Source organism: Microbacterium sp. UBA3486 (assembly GCF_002377845.1).
GTDB classification, from domain to species: domain Bacteria; phylum Actinomycetota; class Actinomycetes; order Actinomycetales; family Microbacteriaceae; genus Microbacterium; species Microbacterium maritypicum_A.
Genome location: NZ_DFQP01000073.1, coordinates 64,070 through 80,203, shown reverse-complemented (window position 1 = coordinate 80,203; position 16,134 = coordinate 64,070). Strand labels below are relative to the sequence as shown.

The window sequence follows — 16,134 nt, the reverse complement described above, 5'->3', positions numbered from 1 at the left end:
GGGCCGCCGTGCCAGCCGTGGGGGCCGCCGTGACCGCGACCGCGGCCGTCCGCTCCTCTTCCCCCCGGGCCCCGCTCGCCGGGTCGCCGACCACGCAGGCGGGACAACGCCTGCGCGATGGCTTCGGCGGGATCCGGTGCGGCGTCGTTCGGTTCGGCGTCGTTCGATTCGGTGGTCACCATTCGATTTTACATGCGACTTGACATGCATTGAGCGTTCATGTCACACTACATGTACATGCACTGTGACATACACATGCACACTGACATCAAATCGACACCGACAAAAAGGACTTCCCATGAACACCTCTGAATCACAGAACGGGCCCGCACAGGGCTCCGAGAACACCGACCGCCCCTTCGGCTACTGGCTGAAGGCCGCCGACCGCCTCATGGCGGCCGGGTTCGCCACCGCCTTCGACAGCGAGCATGCGAGTCGTCGCGACTGGCGCCTCCTCAACATCGTCGACGGCACCGTCGCATCCGACCGTCCGCTGAGCGGCCACAAGATGCACCGACTCGTCGAGCGCGGCTGGGTCTCCCCCGAGGGAGACGGCTGGACGCTCACCGACGACGGCCGCGCAGCGAAGGAACGCCTCGGCGCCATCGTCGACGAGATCCGCGCGAAGGTCGGCGATGCCGTCTCCCCCGTGGAGATGGCCACCACGCTGGCGTCGCTCGAGAAGATCGCCCGCGCATTCGGATGGGACGAGGAGACCCCTCTCCCCCGCGGACGCCGACACGGCTTCGGCGGCCCGCGCCACGGACGCGGTTTCCCGCGCGGATTCGGACGCCCGTTCGGGCGCGGATTCGGCCCCGGACACGGCTTCGGCGCGGATGCGGATGCCGAGCACGGATGCCGCCACGGCGAGCCCGGCGCCGGTCACCGCGGTCGCGGACACGGACACCCGGGTCACGGCGACCACGGCGACCCCGGACACCGCGGACACGGTCCGCACCGTGCGGAGCGCATCGCTCAGCACGCGTTCGAGCGCGGATTCGACGCGGGCTTCACCCGCGGTCGCGACGCCTGACCGCGAGAAGAACGTCCGCGAAGCGCCTCACCCGACCCATCGGGTGGGGCGTTTCGCGTCCTCAGAGCTCGAGCAGAGCGATGGCCGACTCGTCGGCACCCGCCGCGCGCAGCCGGGCACGCATCGCCGCGGCGGCGAGCGCATACGGTCGCGCGTCGTCCAACAGCAGTGAGCGCGAGTTGGCCTCTTCGTTCAGGGCGACCAGCTCGAACGCGAGCACCTCGGGGTCGGCGTCGACCTCGCCCGCGTCCGCCTCGTGACGCAGCTGCGCCTCGACATAGCCGTACCAGTCGACCAGCGCCGCGCGTACGGCATCGCTCACCGGTCCGGATTTCGAGTCGACGTCGGCGGCGGTCGCGGCGAAGAAGCACCCGCCGGTGAAGACACGGTCCTTCGAGTACGTCAGCGAGTTGCGCAGCAGCGCGGCGAGACGGTGCACCCCGCGGGGGTATGCGCGCGCCGGCTCGACGATCCGGGCCGTGAAGATCTCGCGGGCAGCGGCGACCGTCGCCAGCTGCAGTCCCTCTTTGCTCTGGAAGAGCGTGGCGATGCTGCTCTTGCTCGACCCCGAGGCTTCGGCGAGGCGGCCGATCGTCAGCCCGTCGAGGCCCTCGACCGACGCGAGGTCGGTCGCGCTCTGCAGCACGATACGTCGCGACGCATCGCCGCGGGCTCTCCGCCCGTCCACGACCGCACTCTCCACCATCCGCCTAGTATACGAACGATCGTTCGCCTAATATACGTATGATCGTTCGTATTGTTCTGGCGAAGGAGCTCTCATGCCGTCCGTTCCCGCGCTGCTCGCCCGCAGCATCCATACCGCCGCCGCGGTCTCGCCCCGGATCGCGGGCGACATCGCCTACCGCCTGTTCTTCACGACGACTCCGCGGATGGCGGTGCGCAAGGCGGATGCCCCCACCCACGCCGACGCGCGCCGCGGAGGAATCACCGTGGGCGGCGTCGACGTCGCCACGTACGAATGGGGCGCCGGGCCACGAACCCTCCTGCTCCTGCACGGATGGCGCGGGCGGGCCTCGCAGTTCGCACCGCTCGTGCGAGAGCTCGTCGCCGAAGGGTTCCGTGTCATCGCGTTCGACGCCCCGGCCCACGGCGCCTCGCCCGGGCGGGGCACCGACATCCGGGACTGGATCGATGCCGCCGAGCAGCTGCAGACCGACCACGGACCGTTCGACGCGATCATCGGACACTCGTTCGGCGCATTGGCCGCACTGACCATCGCCCGGTCGACCGTTCCCACTCCGGCGGTCGTCGCGATCGCCGGAGCCGCGAGTCCCGACGCCTTCGTCGCCCGGTTCGCCGACGACCTCCACCTCGACGCCGCCACGACGGCACGCCTCTCGGAGCGGTTCCGTCGGAGGCTCGGCATGGATCGGTCCGAGGTGTCAGCGCGCTACGACACCGCCCGTCATCCGCTCCCCGCCGGCACCGCACTCCTCGTCGTGCACGACCGTGACGACCGGCGCATGCCCGACCACGATTCCCTCCGGTTGCACGATGTCCACGGCGACCGCTCGCGCCTCGTCCGCACCGAGGGTCTCGGCCACACGCGGGTGATGTCGGCGGATGCCACGCTCGATGCGGTCGTCGCCCTTGTCACGGATTCGGAGGTGATGTCGCCGACGACGAGTAATCTGGCGCCGTGATCACCTGCGTCGTGACGTACACGATCGATCCGGAGAAGATCGAGGCCTTCGAAGAGTTCGCGCGCGCCTGGATGCGGCTCGTCGACCGTCATGGCGGCACCCATCACGGCTACTTCCTCCCGTCCGAGGGCGCGAGCGACCAGGCCCTGGCCCTGTTCACCTTCCCGTCGCTCGCCGAGTACGAGGTGTATCGGGCGAGGTTCGGCGTCGATCCGGAGTTCATCGAGGCCGACCGCATCCGCGACGACAGCGGATGCGTGCTGCGATACGAGCGCACCTTCATGCGACCGCTGCTGCCGACGGACCTCCTCCCGGAGGCCACCCGAACCGAGGGCTGACCACATGGACCGGGTCGGCGTCGTCAGATGCGGCGCGGCCCCGGCCCGTCGATGCTGAGCGCGTCTTCGGGGTTGAGCAGACGGCACGCCTTGAGAGACAGGCAGCCGCACCCGATGCATCCGGTCAGCTCGCGCCGCAGGTGTTCGAGCTGTGTGCGCCGGAGGTCGAGCTGCGCGCGCCACAGCTTCGCCACCCGCTGCCAGTCCCGTTGCGAGGGAGGCTCATCCACCGGGAGGCTCTGGAAGACCTCGTGCACATCGGTGAGGGGGATGCCGAGACGCTTGGCGACCACGATCAGTGAGATCCGCCGCAGCATGTGCCGACGGTAGCGACGCTGGTTGCCCGCGGTCCGAGTCGACGCGATGAGGCCGAGCTGCTCGTAGAAGTGTAACGCCGTCGCGGGGACCCCGGAGCGCCGGACGACTTCGCCGATCGCCAGCAGGTCATCGGGTTCCAAAGACATCGTCGCCTCCTCTTGACCTCGAGTTTACTCGAGGTATTAGCGTGACGATCGGTCGCCGAGGAAAGGCGCCTCCGGGCGGATCACCGCCCGCTCCGACGTCACGAAGGGCAGCCGATGACCCAGACACCACCCCGCACCCATCCCGCAGGCAGTTGGCGCGAACTGCTCGGCAGCCGCTATGCCCCCATCGCCTCGGTGCTGGCCGGCGGCGTGCTCCTCGAGGCGAGCAATGTCTATCTCACGACCAGCCTGCTCCCCACGATCGTCGGTGACATCGGCGGAGCGGAGTTCTATGCCTGGACGATGATGGTCTTTCTGCTCGCCTCCGTCGTCAGCTCGATGATGGTGAGTCGGATCCTCACGCAGCGGGGAGCAGTGCAGGCCTACCTGCTGGCGCTCGGCCTGTTCGCGCTCGGCTCCCTGCTGTGCGCCGCGAGTCCCTGGATGTGGGCGCTGCTCGCCGGACGCGCCGTGCAGGGTCTCGGCGGCGGACTGCTCGCCGGGCTCGGCTACGCGCTGATCCAACGCGCTCTCCCCGAGCGCCTCTGGGCACGCGGGGCCGCACTCGTCTCGGCGATGTGGGGCGTCGGCAACATCGTCGGCCCGGTGGTGGGCGGCGTCTTCGCACAGCTGGACGCTTGGAGGGTGACCTTCGTCGGGCTCGCGGTGGTCTCCGCGTTGATCGGCATCGTGGTGGCGCGCGTCCTGCCGCGCACCACTCGAAGCCGATCCAGCGAGTCCGTTCCGTGGGGATCCCTCGTGCTCCTCTCCGGCGGAGTCGCCGCGGTCGGCCTCGCCGGCGTCGTCCCCAGCGGCCTCGCCACCGGAGTCGCCATCGTGGTCGGCGTCGTGCTGGGCGCGTGGTTCCTGCGTCACGAGCGTCGGGGCCGCACGGGGGTCCTCCCGCGGATAACGTTCGCCGCCGGCTCATCCCTGGGCTGGGTGTACCTCACGGTCGCCGTCCTGGCGTTCGCGATCGGCACCGAGGCGTTCATCCCGCTCTTCGGCCAGGAGATCGGTGGACTGATGCCGTTCGTCGCCGGCCTGCTCGGTGCAGCCCTCTCGCTCGGATGGTCGATCACGCAGGTGTTCACGGCCAACGCCACCGGCATCCGGTCCCGTCGCGTGCTCATCACGATCGGTCCCCTCGTCATCGCCACCGGCCTCACCGCATACGGTCTGCTCCAGCACGAAGCCCCGTCCGTCCTCGTGGTCGCCCTCTGGTTCGCCACGCTGTTCCTCGCCGGTGCCGGCATCGGCCTGGGGTTCCCGCACCTGACCGTGGCCGCGTTGGGGAGCACGCCGGGCGAGGAGGAAGGCGCCAAGGCGGCCGCGGCTGTCAACACCGTCTTCATCATCGCGAGCGCGTTCAGCTCGGCCATGGCCGGGGTGCTCGTCAATCTCGCGATGCCCGACGTCGTCGAGGCCGCCCGACTGCTGATGCTGGTGTTCGCGGGCGTCACCTTTCTCGGCACCTTCGTCGCCCGCGGTGCGAGCTGGGGCATCGGGCGCGCGGACACCGATACCGACACCGACACCGACACCGACACCGACACCCTCTGATCGAAAGGCGCCACGAGCATGGACACGAACATCGACACGAACACTCCCGTCACCGTCATCGGCCTCGGTGAGATGGGAACGGCGATCGCCGAGGCGCTCATCGAGCGCGGCCACCGCACCACGGTGTGGAACCGCACCGCGAGCAGGAGCGCACCGCTGGTCGCGATCGGCGCCGAGGCCGCTCCGACGGCGGCGGCCGCAGTGGCCGCGAGCCCTCTCATCGTCGTATGCCTGCTCGACGGAGACGCCGTGGATGCCGTGCGGGGAACCATCGATGCAGATATGCGCGACAAGGTCGTGGTGAATGTCACCAGCGGATCGCCCGCCGCGGCCCGTCGCACCGCGGAGTGGGCGTCGGCACACGGCGCGAAGTATGTCGACGGGGGCATCATGGGCGACGTGTCTCGCGTCGGCACGCCCGATGTCCTGTTCTCCTTCAGCGGCGACCATGACGGCTACGAGGCGCACCGTCCCGTGCTGGAAGGGCTCGGCACCATCGCGTACTTCGGAGAAGACCCCGGATTCGCCGCCGTCGAGTTCCTCGCCCAGGTCGCGGTCGGCTACGAGTTCCTCCTCGGTCTGCTGCACACGTTCGCGCTCGTGAAGGCCGAGGGTGCCGACGTCGCCGCATTCGCCGACCGCGTCGCCGGTTCGATCGGGAGCTACGTGCCGCTGGTGAAGAGCTTCGGCGCCGCCGTGTCGACGCGGGAGTACGGGCCGGACCTGGGTCCGCTGAGCGTGCAGGCGGCGCTGATGGACGACCTGATCAGCCATCGCGAGTCCCTCGACATCGACACTATGCGCATGCGAGAGGTCCAGCGATTGATGGACAGGCGGATCTCCGACGGCCACGGCGACCAGGGCTTCTCCAGCCTGTTCGAATTGCTGGGCGACTCGCGACCCCACAGACGAAAAGGGAACCGACGAAAAGGGAACCGACGAAAGGGCGATGACGTGATCCCGCTCGGCCCTCAGCTCATCGGGCAGACGGAGAAGGCACTGAACGCGCTTCTGCAGATCGTCCTCTCGGGCCGCGACCTCACGGAACGCCAATGGGTGTCCCTGCGACTCGCCTCACAGCTCGACGACGGCGACGACCTCGACACCTTCGTGGCCGCCCGCCTGCATGATCCGGATGTCGGGCGGCTCCTCGCTTCGCTGCGCGACCGCGGGCTCATCGCCGGCTCTGCGCTCTCCGCCTCGGGTGCGGCCCTGGTCGCGGAGATCGGACGGGAGATCGCCGACTTCACCGGCCCCCTCTGGGAAGGCATCGACGAGCTCGAGGCCCAGGCCGCGACCCGGGTGCTGAACCACGTCCTCGAAGAGGCCAGAATGCTCCTGCGGGCCTCGGCGGCCTGACCTGACCGCCTCGAAGGATTCCGTGGGCGACGTAGGCTGGATCAGTGGCGGATTCCCGGGGAAGAGTGTGGACCGGCGTTCTGCGCGTCGAACCGCACCGCGGTGACCACCGGGTGGCGCTGCGCGCCGCGGTCAGTGTGGCGGTGCCGCTGCTCGTGCTGTGGATGCTGGGACGCCTCGACCTGAGCATCTACGCGAGCTTCGGGGCCTTCGCCGCGCTCTACGGGCGCCACGACGTGTTCCGTGATCGCATTCGGATGCAGGCCAGCGCGGGCGGTGTGATCCTCGCCTCGATGCTCATCGGCACCGCGCTGTCGGTGCTCGCCGCTCCCGCCGCGGTCAGCATCCTCGTCGTCGCGGTCATCGCCTCCGCCGTCACCCTGCTCGCCTACACGATGCGGTGGCATCCGCCGGGGCCGCTGTTCCCGGTGTTCGCGGTCGGGGCGTGCGCCACGATCCCGGCCACCGCCGCCTCGTTCGGCGACGTGCTCGTGGTCGGCGGACCGAGCGTGCTGTTCGGGCTGGCCATCACCGCGCTGGTCGGCATCTTCACGCGCAGCACCGCGGATGTGGCGCCGAAAGTCCGGCAGCCTGTCGGTCCCATCGCCGGGGAGATGGCGGTGTCGGTCGGCATCGCGATCGTGGGTGCGGGCTTCGCCGGTCTGCTGATCATGGATTCGCACTGGTACTGGGCGGCCGTCGGCGCGGTCGCCGCGGTCAGCGGGCCGCAGCTGAATGCCCGGGTGATCCGCGGCATCCAGCGCCTCGTCGGCACCCTGCTCGGCGTCCTGGTCGCAGCGGGCATCCTCGCCATCGACCTGCCGCCGCTCGCCGTCATCGCCCTCGTGGTCGTGCTGCAGGCCGCCGCCGAGCTGTTCGTCGGCCGCAACTACGGCATCGCGATGGTGTTCATCACCCCGCTCGCACTGCTCATGGTGCACCTCGCCGCGCCGACACCGGTCGACATGCTGCTGCAGGACCGCGCGATCGAGACCGTGATCGGCGTGGCTGTGGGCACTCTGGTCGCCGTGGCGTCGGCGGCCCTCCGGCGCCGGCAGCTGCCGAAGCGGGCCTGAGCCTCAGCAATCCTGAGACTCAGCCGTCCAGACCCGCAGGCGACGCCTACGCGATCGACGCGAACGAGATCGATGCCGCGAGATCGACACCGGCGACGTCTGCGCCCGCGAACGGGAAGGTCGTGGTGTTCAGCAGGTATACGCCCACGATGATCGCGGCGACGAAGAGCAGGAACAGGAAGGCGAAGATCACGACGGTGAGCACGCGGTAGCCGCCCGATGTCGGAACCTCGGGGGCGACGGAGGGCAGCGCCCAGTCGTCGGCGACCGCGGCGGGCGGCTCCCCCTCGAGGATGGCGGGAGTCGGACGCGGACGGTCGGAACCACGACGCGTCGCGGGCGGAGGCGGCGGGATTACCGCATCGAGCGTCGATGCGTTCGAGGGGACGTCCGACGGTGGCGGGGTCAGCAAGCCCTCCGGGATCGGGATCTCGGGCGGTGGCGGCGGGATGACGACGTCGGCGGGCGGGATCAGCGGCTCGTCGGGAACCTCGACGCCGTCAGGGGAGAACGGTTCCTCCGGGACGATGGGCTCTTCGGGCCGCGCGCCGCTGACATCGCTCATCTCAGCCTCCGACTGCTCCGATGTCGGTCGTGCCGACATCCGTCCGATGGAAGTTCTGGAACGACCGGGAGGCGGTCGGTCCGCGCTGACCCTGGTACCGGTTTCCGTAGGGGCCGGAGCCGTACGGGTTCTCAGCGGGCGAGGTGAGGCGGAAGAAGCAGAGCTGGCCGATCTTCATCCCCGGCCACAGCTTGATGGGAAGGGTCGCGACGTTGGCGAGTTCGAGCGTGACGTGCCCGGTGAACCCCGGGTCGATGAACCCCGCGGTCGAGTGGGTGATGAGCCCGAGGCGCCCGAGGGACGACTTGCCCTCGAGGCGTGCCGCGATGTCGTCGGACAGCGTGACCTGCTCGAATGTCGCGCCGAGCGCGAACTCGCCGGGGTGCAGGATGAACGGTTCGTCGGGGTCGACCTCGATCAGCCGGGTGAGTTCGGGTTGGTCGACCGAAGGATCGATGAAGGGGTACTTGTGGTTGTCGAACAGCCGGAAGTACCGGTCCAAGCGCACGTCGATGCTCGACGGCTGGATCATCCCGTCTTCGCGCGGTTCGAGGCCGATGCGGCCGGATGCGAGTTCTGCCTTGATGTCGCGGTCGCTGAGAAGCACGGGTTCAGCCTAGTTGCCGGGGGCTTCCGTCGTCGCGCCTGCTTTGGCCAACGGGCACCTGCCAGGTAGGCTGGCGTTCGCCCGCTCCTCGGATGCGGGTACGGGGCTGTAGTTCAATGGTAGAACTTCTGCTTCCCAAGCAGACAGCGCGGGTTCGATTCCCGTCAGCCCCTCCATGAAACCCCCGGGCTCCCCGGGGGTTTTCTCGTTCCCAGCCGGCTACGGCTCCGTCGTCTCGGTGCGGGTGGAACGATCGAGGTCTTGAGCCCGGAGGATTCTCGATGCGCGAAGGACTTCGATACCGAGGAGATGACCCTTCGCGTCGAAATCGAGGATGATCTCGCCCTCTCCGCGAGGGTCACGGATGCCGGCGACCTGGGCGGCGGCTTCGCCTGGGAGGAGTTCGCAACCGATCGATATGTAGGCGGCGTCCGCCTCCGGGTCGTACCTGACGCTCATCAACCGCCTCCTGCCGTTCCGACGACATGCCGTCTTCCACCACCGCGCTGTCCTCCGACGCGCGCCTTCAGATCATCCCATCCGAATCACCATCGGTTCCGAACAACGGTCGATGGGCGATATTCGTGCGCCCTCCGCACCGTATGCACGACCGAGAGAAGCCCCGATGATCGAATCGACGACACCGCCACTCGCCGCGCTCGACGGCTACCGCAACGTCACCGACCTGCTCGTGGCGCGCGCCGCCTCGGCTCCGGATCACGTCGCCTTCGAGGTCGAGGACGCGCGCTCCGGGTCATGGCGGCCGATCACGACGCGCGCCTTCGAAGGCGAGGTGCGCGCGCTGGCGAAGGGCTTCATGGCCCAGGGCATCCGGGCGGGCGACCCGATCGCGATCATGGCGCCGACGCGCTACGAATGGGCCGTCGCCGACCTCGCCGCCTGGTTCGCCGGCGCCGTCGTCGTGCCGATCTACGACACGTCGTCGCCATCGCAGGTGGATGCCATCGTCGCCGATGCCGGTGTGCGCCTGGCGATCGGCGGCACCGCCGAGCACGCGGCACTCCTGCAGGACGCACTGGCGGTGTCGGACTCCGACACGATCGGGGCCTGGACGATGGATGCCGGGACATCCGCCGCCCTCGCCGCGCTGGTCGCGAGCGGCAGCGGCGTCACCGATGAGGAGCTCGAGGCCCGCAGGACGACCGCCACTCAGGACGACCCCGCGACGATCGTCTACACCTCGGGCACCACGGGCGAGCCCAAGGGAGTGGTCCTCACCCATCGGAACTTCCTCGGCCAGGTGCTGAACATCGCCGCGGCGTACAGCGAGATCGTGAACGAAGACGGCAACACCGTCATCTTCCTCCCGCTCGCCCACGTGCTGGCACGCGGACTCCAGCTGATCTGCCTGGCCAGCGGCATGCGCATCGCGCACCTCTCCGACCCCTCGACGGTCGTCGCCACCCTCGACACGCTGCGCCCGACGTTCCTGGTCGTCGTGCCGCGAGTGTTGCAGAAGATCCAGGCGGCCGCCGCGGGCAAGGCCGCCGACAAAGGACTGGCGGGAGTCTGGGCGAAGGCCGAATCGACGGCGATCGCCTGGGGTCGCCGCGCCGAGCGGGTCGATGCCGGCAGACGCGTCGCGAGGGACCGCGGCCTCCACGTGCGTCACCGCCTCTTCGACGCCCTCTTCTATCGGCGTCTGCGTGCCGTGATGGGCGGGCGCGTCGGCTACATCCTCTCGGGCGGAGCAGCCCTCGACACCGACCTCTCGCTCTTCTTCCGCGGCATCGGGGTCCCCGTCATCGAGGGCTACGGGCTCACCGAGACCACCGCACCGCTCACCGGCAACCTGCCGGGGCGTATCGCCTCGGGCAGCGTCGGCGCGCCCCTCCCCGGACTCACGGTGCGCATCAGCGACGAGGGCGAGGTGCTCGCTCGCGGCATCGGCGTGTTCGACGGCTACCGCAACCCGGCTCACGACGACGGCGCCTTCGTCGACGGCTTCTTCCGCACCGGCGACCTCGGTCGTCTCGATGCGCAGGGCCGGCTGATCCTCGAAGGGCGGCTCAAAGACGTGATCGTGACCTCGAACGGCAAGACGATCGTGCCGACCCGCTGGGAGAGCGCGGTCGAAGCTCATCCACTCGTCTCGCATGCGGTGATGGTCGGCGAGGGGAAGCCGTACCTCTCGGCGCTGCTCGTGCTCGACCCGGAACAGGCCGCGGAATGGGCCGATTCCGAGGGGGTCAGCGTCAGCTCGAGGACGCCATCCGACATCCGCACGGTGGACGACCCGACGCTGCGCGCTCACCTGCAGCGCGCCGTCGACGCCGCCAACGCACTCGTGGCGCGCAGCGAGCAGGTCCGCCGGTTCAGCGTGGTCTTCGCCGACCTCGACGACCGCGGGCTCGTCACACCCACCATGAAGCTCAAGCGGAGCGTCGTGCTGGATCGCGCAGCCGTCACCATCGAAGACCTGTACCTCTGAGAAACAGAAAGCACACCATGTCCTCCCCCACGCCCTCCGACGCCAAGTCATCCCGCTCCTCGGTCATCGCGATCCTCGCGGCCCTCGTGATCGGCACGCTCGTCGCGGTCGCCGGCAGCCAGAACGGCGCGACGATCGGCGGCATCCCGCTGTTCGCCCTGGCCGTCGCGGCCGCGTTCGCGATCCAGGTCATCGCGTTCATCCCGGCGATGCTCCTGCAGACCGAGCGATTCTTCGACCTCACCGGCAGCCTCACCTTCTTCGCGATCTCTGCGGCGCTGGTCCTGCTGACGCCACAGCCCGACGCGCGCAGCTGGATCCTCGCGGGGATGGTGATGCTGTGGGCGGTGCGCCTCGGATCCTTCCTGGCCCTGCGCGTGCACAAGGCCGGCTCGGACGGACGCTTCGACCAGATCAAGGGCTCCCCATTGCGGTTCCTGCAGGTGTGGATCATCCAGGGCGCGTGGGTGTCGCTGACCGCGGCCGCGGCATGGATCGCGATCAGTGCGGACTCCGCCACCCGCGCACCCATCGGATGGCTGACCGTCGTCGGGATCGTCGTGTGGGTTCTCGGCATGGTGGTCGAGATCGTCGCCGACGCGCAGAAGTCGGCATTCCGTGCAGACCCGCGCAACCGGGACGAGTTCATCCGCACGGGACTGTGGTCGCGGTCGCGCCACCCGAACTACTTCGGCGAGATCGTGATCTGGGTGGGTGTGTTCCTCACCGCCGCCCCCGTGCTCGTCGGATGGCAGTGGATCGCCCTGCTCTCGCCGCTGTTCGTGATCCTGCTGCTCACCCGGGTCAGCGGCGTCCCGCTGCTGGAAGCGCGCGCCGAGAAGAAGTGGGGCGATCGCGCCGACTACATCGCCTACCGCGAGAACACGCCGGTGTTGATCCCGAAGCTCACGCGGGGCGCGGTGCAGGAGACGGCGGCGTAGACCGGATCGCGCGACGGGTGATCTGACCCGCAGGGGACGACGGTGAGAACCCCCAAGTCACATGGTCGCCCACGGACCGAATGACCCGCCGGGCGCAGACTGGCTGCTTCCTACCACCGCACCCGCTGCACTCGTTCCGTACACAACGTTGAGACCTGCCGACGTTCGCAAACTGGCGAGGGCGCTCATGAGCGCCGCGCCGCTTCCGATCTGACTCCAGCCGGCGGGTGCCGGTGTCGGAGCGACACTGGTACCCCAGGCGGTGCCATCACTGCCGAGGCAGTACAGCGAGTAGGTCGATCCTGTCTTGAGCGCAGTCGGCGTGGCCGCCCCAAGAGGAACTGGTCCTGACCCAAGATTCACCCAGGAGCCGAATGCAGCGCCGGGTTCCATCTGAGTCACGCTCGAGACCGTCGAACCCGCTCCGGCGAAAACAGCGATCCTGCCGCTGTCGTTGATGACGGCGGGATCTGTACTGACGCCGGCCCCACCGGCGCCGAGAGCACCCCATGCAGAGAATGTCGACCCTGGGCTGACCTGCGCGCTGGCGTGGATCTCGGACGTCGACGTGCGTGCGAACAGCCCGATGCGGTTGTCAGCGAAGTGGACGAGAGCGGGCGTGCCGAGCAACGACGCGCTGGAACTGCCGATCGTCGTCCATCCGCCGAAGGCAGTCCCGGCTGATGCTTGAGCGACACCAGCCACCGTTCCCGCGTCAGTAGTGGCGTAGATGCCGATCGCGCCGTTCTGAAACTGGACGGCGACCGGATCTCCCGTGATTCCGTTACCGCCTGACCCGATCGTCGTCCACGGGGTGAAGGGCCCTCCAGGCACCGTCTGGTTCGATCCCACGATGGTTCCCCCCGTGGTCCGACCGTAGATGGCGATGCTCTGGCTCGAAAGTCGAAGCACCGACGGGCGCCCTGTCAGCGAGCCGATGTCTCCGCCCAGCTTCTGCCATGGCGAGAGCCCAGCACCCGCCACTGCTTGACTCGCACCCCACAGGTCCCCGTCAGTACGGATCGAGTAGAGGGAAATCCTGTCGGACGGATCGATGATCGCCGTCGGGCCGAAAACCGACCCGGCCGCGGGCGTACCCGGTCCGGAATCACCTACGTAGTTTTCGAAGTCGACGGTGTTCTTGTAGCCGAGTTGGCTAGGTACTCCGCCGATCCAGAGGGAAACGTGCACGTGCGCGCCATAGCCATTGTCGCTATCGAACCCTGATGCACCCGAGTACGCGATCACCTGCCCCCGGGTCACATTCGCTCCGACGCTCACGGCACTGGAGTTCAGGTGCAGGTAGCGAATGTAGTTGCCGTCGCTCCCACGTAGAGCGAGATACCGACCGGTGGCCGTGGATGTCGTGTCTTTCCGGTCGACGATCACCCCATCCGTCGCAGCGAGAACCGGCGAGCCCTTGCCGACCGAATAATCGGTCCCGGGCTCACCCGACGGCGGATTCCGGTTCTTGTGCCCCTGCCACGAATCGGAGATCGGCACGTTCCCGCACGGACGAAGGTATGTCCCGGCTGCTGCGGCCGGTGCGGCCGAAAGGGCGTCGGCCCCTATCGCAGCGACGCCCAGCGCGAATCCGGAAGCCACGAGCAACGACCGCCGGGAGAGGGCGACCTCGAATCTATCCGGCGCATCTCCCCACAACCAGGTCAAGCCATCGGAAGTCATTGCGTGCCACCTTCGTTCTCACCATCGATGAGGTTCTGAACCTGCTCTTCAGGGAGCGGCTCGATCGATGCGTTGGACATCTCTAGCTCCGGGTCCTCCGGGGTGCCGCCGATCGTGCATTGCGCCTGTCCCTCGAACCCGGACGTCTGCGCCGGTACAAGCACCAACCACTCGGGCGCGATGCTTCGCTCTTCGATACGAACACCGTCGGGGTCGAACTCCACCCCGTCGCCGAACGCAGACTTCGTCGCGTCCATGCAGACGGCTGCGAGCTCGCCGGGCGAGAAGGCACCGAATTCGGTGGCCGTCGAAACCGGTATCCGAGGGGATGACCCGGGGAGTATTGCGCACCCGGTGACGGCAAAGGCAGAAAGGACGAGGAGAACTCCCGCGAAGCGGCGGGAGAGACGAGGCGAGCCCATTTGTCAAACATATGGAGATTTGAAGGTCGCCGCTGTCCCCTCTTCGGCCTACAGACTCAGAGAGAGGCACCGCGGTACGTTGAGAGGTTTTTCATCTTTCGCGAGCGACCGCTTGCATCCCTGCCGGCAGGCAGCTGCGCGGGAGTCACGCGAAGGCTACCGACTTCGTCTGCCCGCACACATCGGGCCCCGACACTCGGTGCCCGCGGACATGACTTCGCCCGCCCGGCACGAGAGTGTGGAGACGAACCGGCGTTCTGCTTGAGAGCACCCGCCGCGAGAGCACGCCCGAACAAAGGAGTCTCCATGTCCAGCGAAACCCTGGTCGTGCCGCTCGTCGACCAGCTCGACGCATTCTTCGGTCAGTACACGGCTGCGGGTCAGTCGCCGGGGCTCGTGTACGGACTCGTCGGCACCGACGGACTGGAGCACACCCGGGGGTTCGGGACCGCCGACGACGACGGCACCGCCCCTGACGCCGACACGGTCTTCCCGATCGCCTCGATGACCAAGAGCTTCGTCGCACTCGGCGCCCTGCTCGCCCGAGACCGCGGGCTCCTCGACCTGGAAGCCCCCATCACCGACTTCTATCCGGAGTGGCACGGCACGGTAGGTGACGAACCGGCTGCCGCCCCGACGCTGCGGCAGCTGCTCAGCATGGGCGGCGGACTCACCGAGGACAACTCGTGGGTCGACCCGTTCCTGGGCCTCTCCGAGGCGGAGCTGGTCGAACGGATCAGACCCGGCTTCAACTACAGCACCCATCCGGGAAGTGCCTTCGAGTACTCGAACATCGGCTTCACGATGGCCGGTCTCGCCGTAGGCAAAGCCGTGAGCCGACGCGTGGAGGACTGGGTCACCGACGAGATCCTGCATCCGCTCGGGATGAACAGCACCTGGTTCGACAACCTCGCACCGGAAGAGGGATTCCGCCGAGCGGTCGGCTACTCGCTGAACACCGACGGCGACTGGGTGGGGTTCCCTCCCGCCGTGTCCGATGCCATGGCCGCTGCTGGCGGCATGCAGTCGACGATCAACGACCTCAGCATCTGGGTGCGCTTCCTCGCCGCCGCCACACAGCCCGCGTCGACACCCGCGAGCAGTGACGATGCCGTCGTCAGCCGGGCGTCACGGCGCGAGCTGCAGCGCATCCATCAGGTCGACATCCCGTCGCTCCAGGCACGCCCCGAAGGCACCTGGAAGTTCGTCACCGGGGGCTACGCGCTCGGACTCTTCGTGCGCGAAGACCTGCACCGCGGACGCATCGTCACGCACAGCGGCGGCCTTCCGGGATTCATCCTGAACATGGTGTGGCACGCGGGATCCGGGAAGGGCGTCGTCGTGTTCACCAACAGCCACCGGAGCAACCCGGTCGCCCTGTCGGAGGACGCCCTGTTCCGCGCCCTCGCCTTCCACGACACCCCCGCCCGCACCGTGCAGCCGTGGCCGGAGACGCATCGGCTGATGTCCGCCGCCGACGAGCTGATCCGCTCCTGGGACGACGGTACGGCCGCCGCGATCTTCGCCGACAACATCGACTTCGACCGCCCGCTCCCCCAGCGCCGAGCTGCGATCGACGAGCTCATCGCCCAGGTGGGCCCGCTGCTCCGCGACCGCGGCGCGCCCGAGGTCGTCTCCGCGGCGACCCCGGCAGACATCACCTGGTCGATCCCCGCCGAACGCGGCGAGCTGATCTGCATGATCCACCTCACCCCGGTGCGCCCCGCACAGATCCAGGAGTTCGAGGTGATCGCCGTGGAGCGGAGCGTTCCGCGTGCCGCACGACCGACCGACATCTCCGCCCGGCGCCGCGCCTACGCCCGACCGACCGTGAGCTCGCTGCCGAACACGCGCGTGCTCTGAGCCGCGGCCGCGTTCCCGACGTCACGTCAGCCTCGCGGATCGAATCGGCGCACCGGGTGTGTCGCCGCGACGAGCGCGCGCAGCCCCTCCAGGTCGGCAGC

General features: G+C 68.7%; 16 protein-coding genes and 1 tRNA gene. 10 read left to right on the top strand and 7 right to left on the bottom strand.

The window, feature by feature from the left end:
• The first annotated feature begins 298 nt into the window (after positions 1–298).
• The gene (locus B2869_RS11075) at positions 299–1,033 is read left to right on the top strand and encodes a hypothetical protein (RefSeq protein ID WP_292766367.1); all 735 of its coding nucleotides are present in this window, start codon (positions 299–301) and stop codon (positions 1,031–1,033) included.
• A gap of 61 nt (positions 1,034–1,094) precedes the next feature.
• On the opposite strand, the gene B2869_RS11070 is transcribed toward B2869_RS11075, so the two are convergent.
• On the bottom strand, positions 1,095–1,739 hold the full coding sequence (locus tag B2869_RS11070; protein WP_292766363.1) for a TetR/AcrR family transcriptional regulator: 645 nt from the start codon (positions 1,737–1,739) through the stop codon (positions 1,095–1,097).
• A 73-nt stretch (positions 1,740–1,812) separates the two neighbouring features.
• Here B2869_RS11070 and B2869_RS11065 point away from each other — a divergent pair, with 73 nt between their 5' ends.
• A complete protein-coding gene (locus tag B2869_RS11065; protein ID WP_292766358.1) occupies positions 1,813–2,697 on the top strand; it encodes an alpha/beta fold hydrolase in 885 nt (294 codons plus the stop codon).
• On the top strand, positions 2,694–3,035 hold the full coding sequence (locus tag B2869_RS11060) for an NIPSNAP family protein (RefSeq protein WP_292766355.1): 342 nt from the start codon (positions 2,694–2,696) through the stop codon (positions 3,033–3,035). Before B2869_RS11065 ends, B2869_RS11060 begins: the two co-directional genes overlap by 4 nt.
• A gap of 23 nt (positions 3,036–3,058) precedes the next feature.
• Here the strand turns inward: B2869_RS11060 and soxR are convergent, their stop codons facing one another.
• Complete coding sequence (gene soxR / locus B2869_RS11055; protein ID WP_292766350.1) at positions 3,059–3,499, bottom strand: redox-sensitive transcriptional activator SoxR; 441 nt, start codon at positions 3,497–3,499, stop codon at positions 3,059–3,061.
• Positions 3,500–3,613: 114 nt separating this feature from the next.
• Between soxR and B2869_RS11050 the strand changes: the two genes are divergently transcribed.
• From B2869_RS11050 to B2869_RS11040, 3 genes are read left to right on the top strand one after another with little or no spacing between them, the layout of a single operon-like run.
• Positions 3,614–5,062: an MFS transporter gene (locus tag B2869_RS11050; protein ID WP_292766347.1), complete on the top strand. Its 1,449-nt coding sequence runs from the start codon at positions 3,614–3,616 to the stop codon at positions 5,060–5,062.
• Positions 5,063–5,080: 18 nt separating this feature from the next.
• Positions 5,081–6,421, top strand: a complete 1,341-nt coding sequence (locus tag B2869_RS11045) for an NAD(P)-dependent oxidoreductase (RefSeq protein ID WP_292766343.1) — start codon at positions 5,081–5,083, stop codon at positions 6,419–6,421.
• A 44-nt stretch (positions 6,422–6,465) separates the two neighbouring features.
• Positions 6,466–7,497 (top strand): FUSC family protein, encoded by a 1,032-nt coding sequence (locus B2869_RS11040; protein WP_292766340.1) that lies wholly within the window; start codon positions 6,466–6,468, stop codon positions 7,495–7,497.
• A gap of 46 nt (positions 7,498–7,543) precedes the next feature.
• Here B2869_RS11040 and B2869_RS11035 read toward each other — a convergent pair whose 3' ends face one another.
• Together B2869_RS11035 and dcd are read right to left on the bottom strand one after the other, a co-directional pair.
• Positions 7,544–8,062: a hypothetical protein gene (locus B2869_RS11035; protein ID WP_292766336.1), complete on the bottom strand. Its 519-nt coding sequence runs from the start codon at positions 8,060–8,062 to the stop codon at positions 7,544–7,546.
• Between the two features lies 1 nt (position 8,063).
• Entirely contained in the window at positions 8,064–8,669 is a 606-nt protein-coding gene (gene dcd / locus B2869_RS11030) for a dCTP deaminase (RefSeq protein WP_141386944.1), read from the bottom strand.
• 102 nt (positions 8,670–8,771) lie between these two features.
• Between dcd and B2869_RS11025 the strand changes: the two genes are divergently transcribed.
• Positions 8,772–8,845 (top strand) — tRNA-Gly (locus tag B2869_RS11025).
• Between the two features lie 43 nt (positions 8,846–8,888).
• Here the strand turns inward: B2869_RS11025 and B2869_RS11020 are convergent.
• Positions 8,889–9,128, bottom strand: coding sequence for a DUF2283 domain-containing protein (locus B2869_RS11020; protein WP_292766327.1), 240 nt, complete (start codon positions 9,126–9,128; stop codon positions 8,889–8,891).
• Between the two features lie 166 nt (positions 9,129–9,294).
• Here B2869_RS11020 and B2869_RS11015 point away from each other — a divergent pair, with 166 nt between their 5' ends.
• The gene (locus B2869_RS11015) at positions 9,295–11,121 is read left to right on the top strand and encodes an AMP-dependent synthetase/ligase (protein ID WP_292766324.1); all 1,827 of its coding nucleotides are present in this window, start codon (positions 9,295–9,297) and stop codon (positions 11,119–11,121) included.
• Between the two features lie 17 nt (positions 11,122–11,138).
• On the top strand, positions 11,139–12,062 hold the full coding sequence (locus B2869_RS11010; RefSeq protein ID WP_292766321.1) for a DUF1295 domain-containing protein: 924 nt from the start codon (positions 11,139–11,141) through the stop codon (positions 12,060–12,062).
• 57 nt (positions 12,063–12,119) lie between these two features.
• Here the strand turns inward: B2869_RS11010 and B2869_RS11005 are convergent, their stop codons facing one another.
• Both B2869_RS11005 and B2869_RS11000 read right to left on the bottom strand, forming a co-directional pair.
• Positions 12,120–13,748, bottom strand: coding sequence for a peptidoglycan DD-metalloendopeptidase family protein (locus tag B2869_RS11005; protein WP_292766318.1), 1,629 nt, complete (start codon positions 13,746–13,748; stop codon positions 12,120–12,122).
• Positions 13,745–14,005 carry a hypothetical protein gene (locus tag B2869_RS11000; RefSeq protein ID WP_292766315.1) on the bottom strand — a complete coding sequence of 87 codons (261 nt, stop codon included), beginning with the start codon at positions 14,003–14,005 and terminating at the stop codon, positions 13,745–13,747. Before B2869_RS11000 ends, B2869_RS11005 begins: the two co-directional genes overlap by 4 nt.
• A 471-nt stretch (positions 14,006–14,476) precedes the next feature.
• Between B2869_RS11000 and B2869_RS10995 the strand changes: the two genes are divergently transcribed.
• Complete coding sequence (locus B2869_RS10995) at positions 14,477–16,033, top strand: serine hydrolase domain-containing protein (RefSeq protein WP_292766312.1); 1,557 nt, start codon at positions 14,477–14,479, stop codon at positions 16,031–16,033.
• The last annotated feature ends 101 nt before the right edge of the window (positions 16,034–16,134 follow it).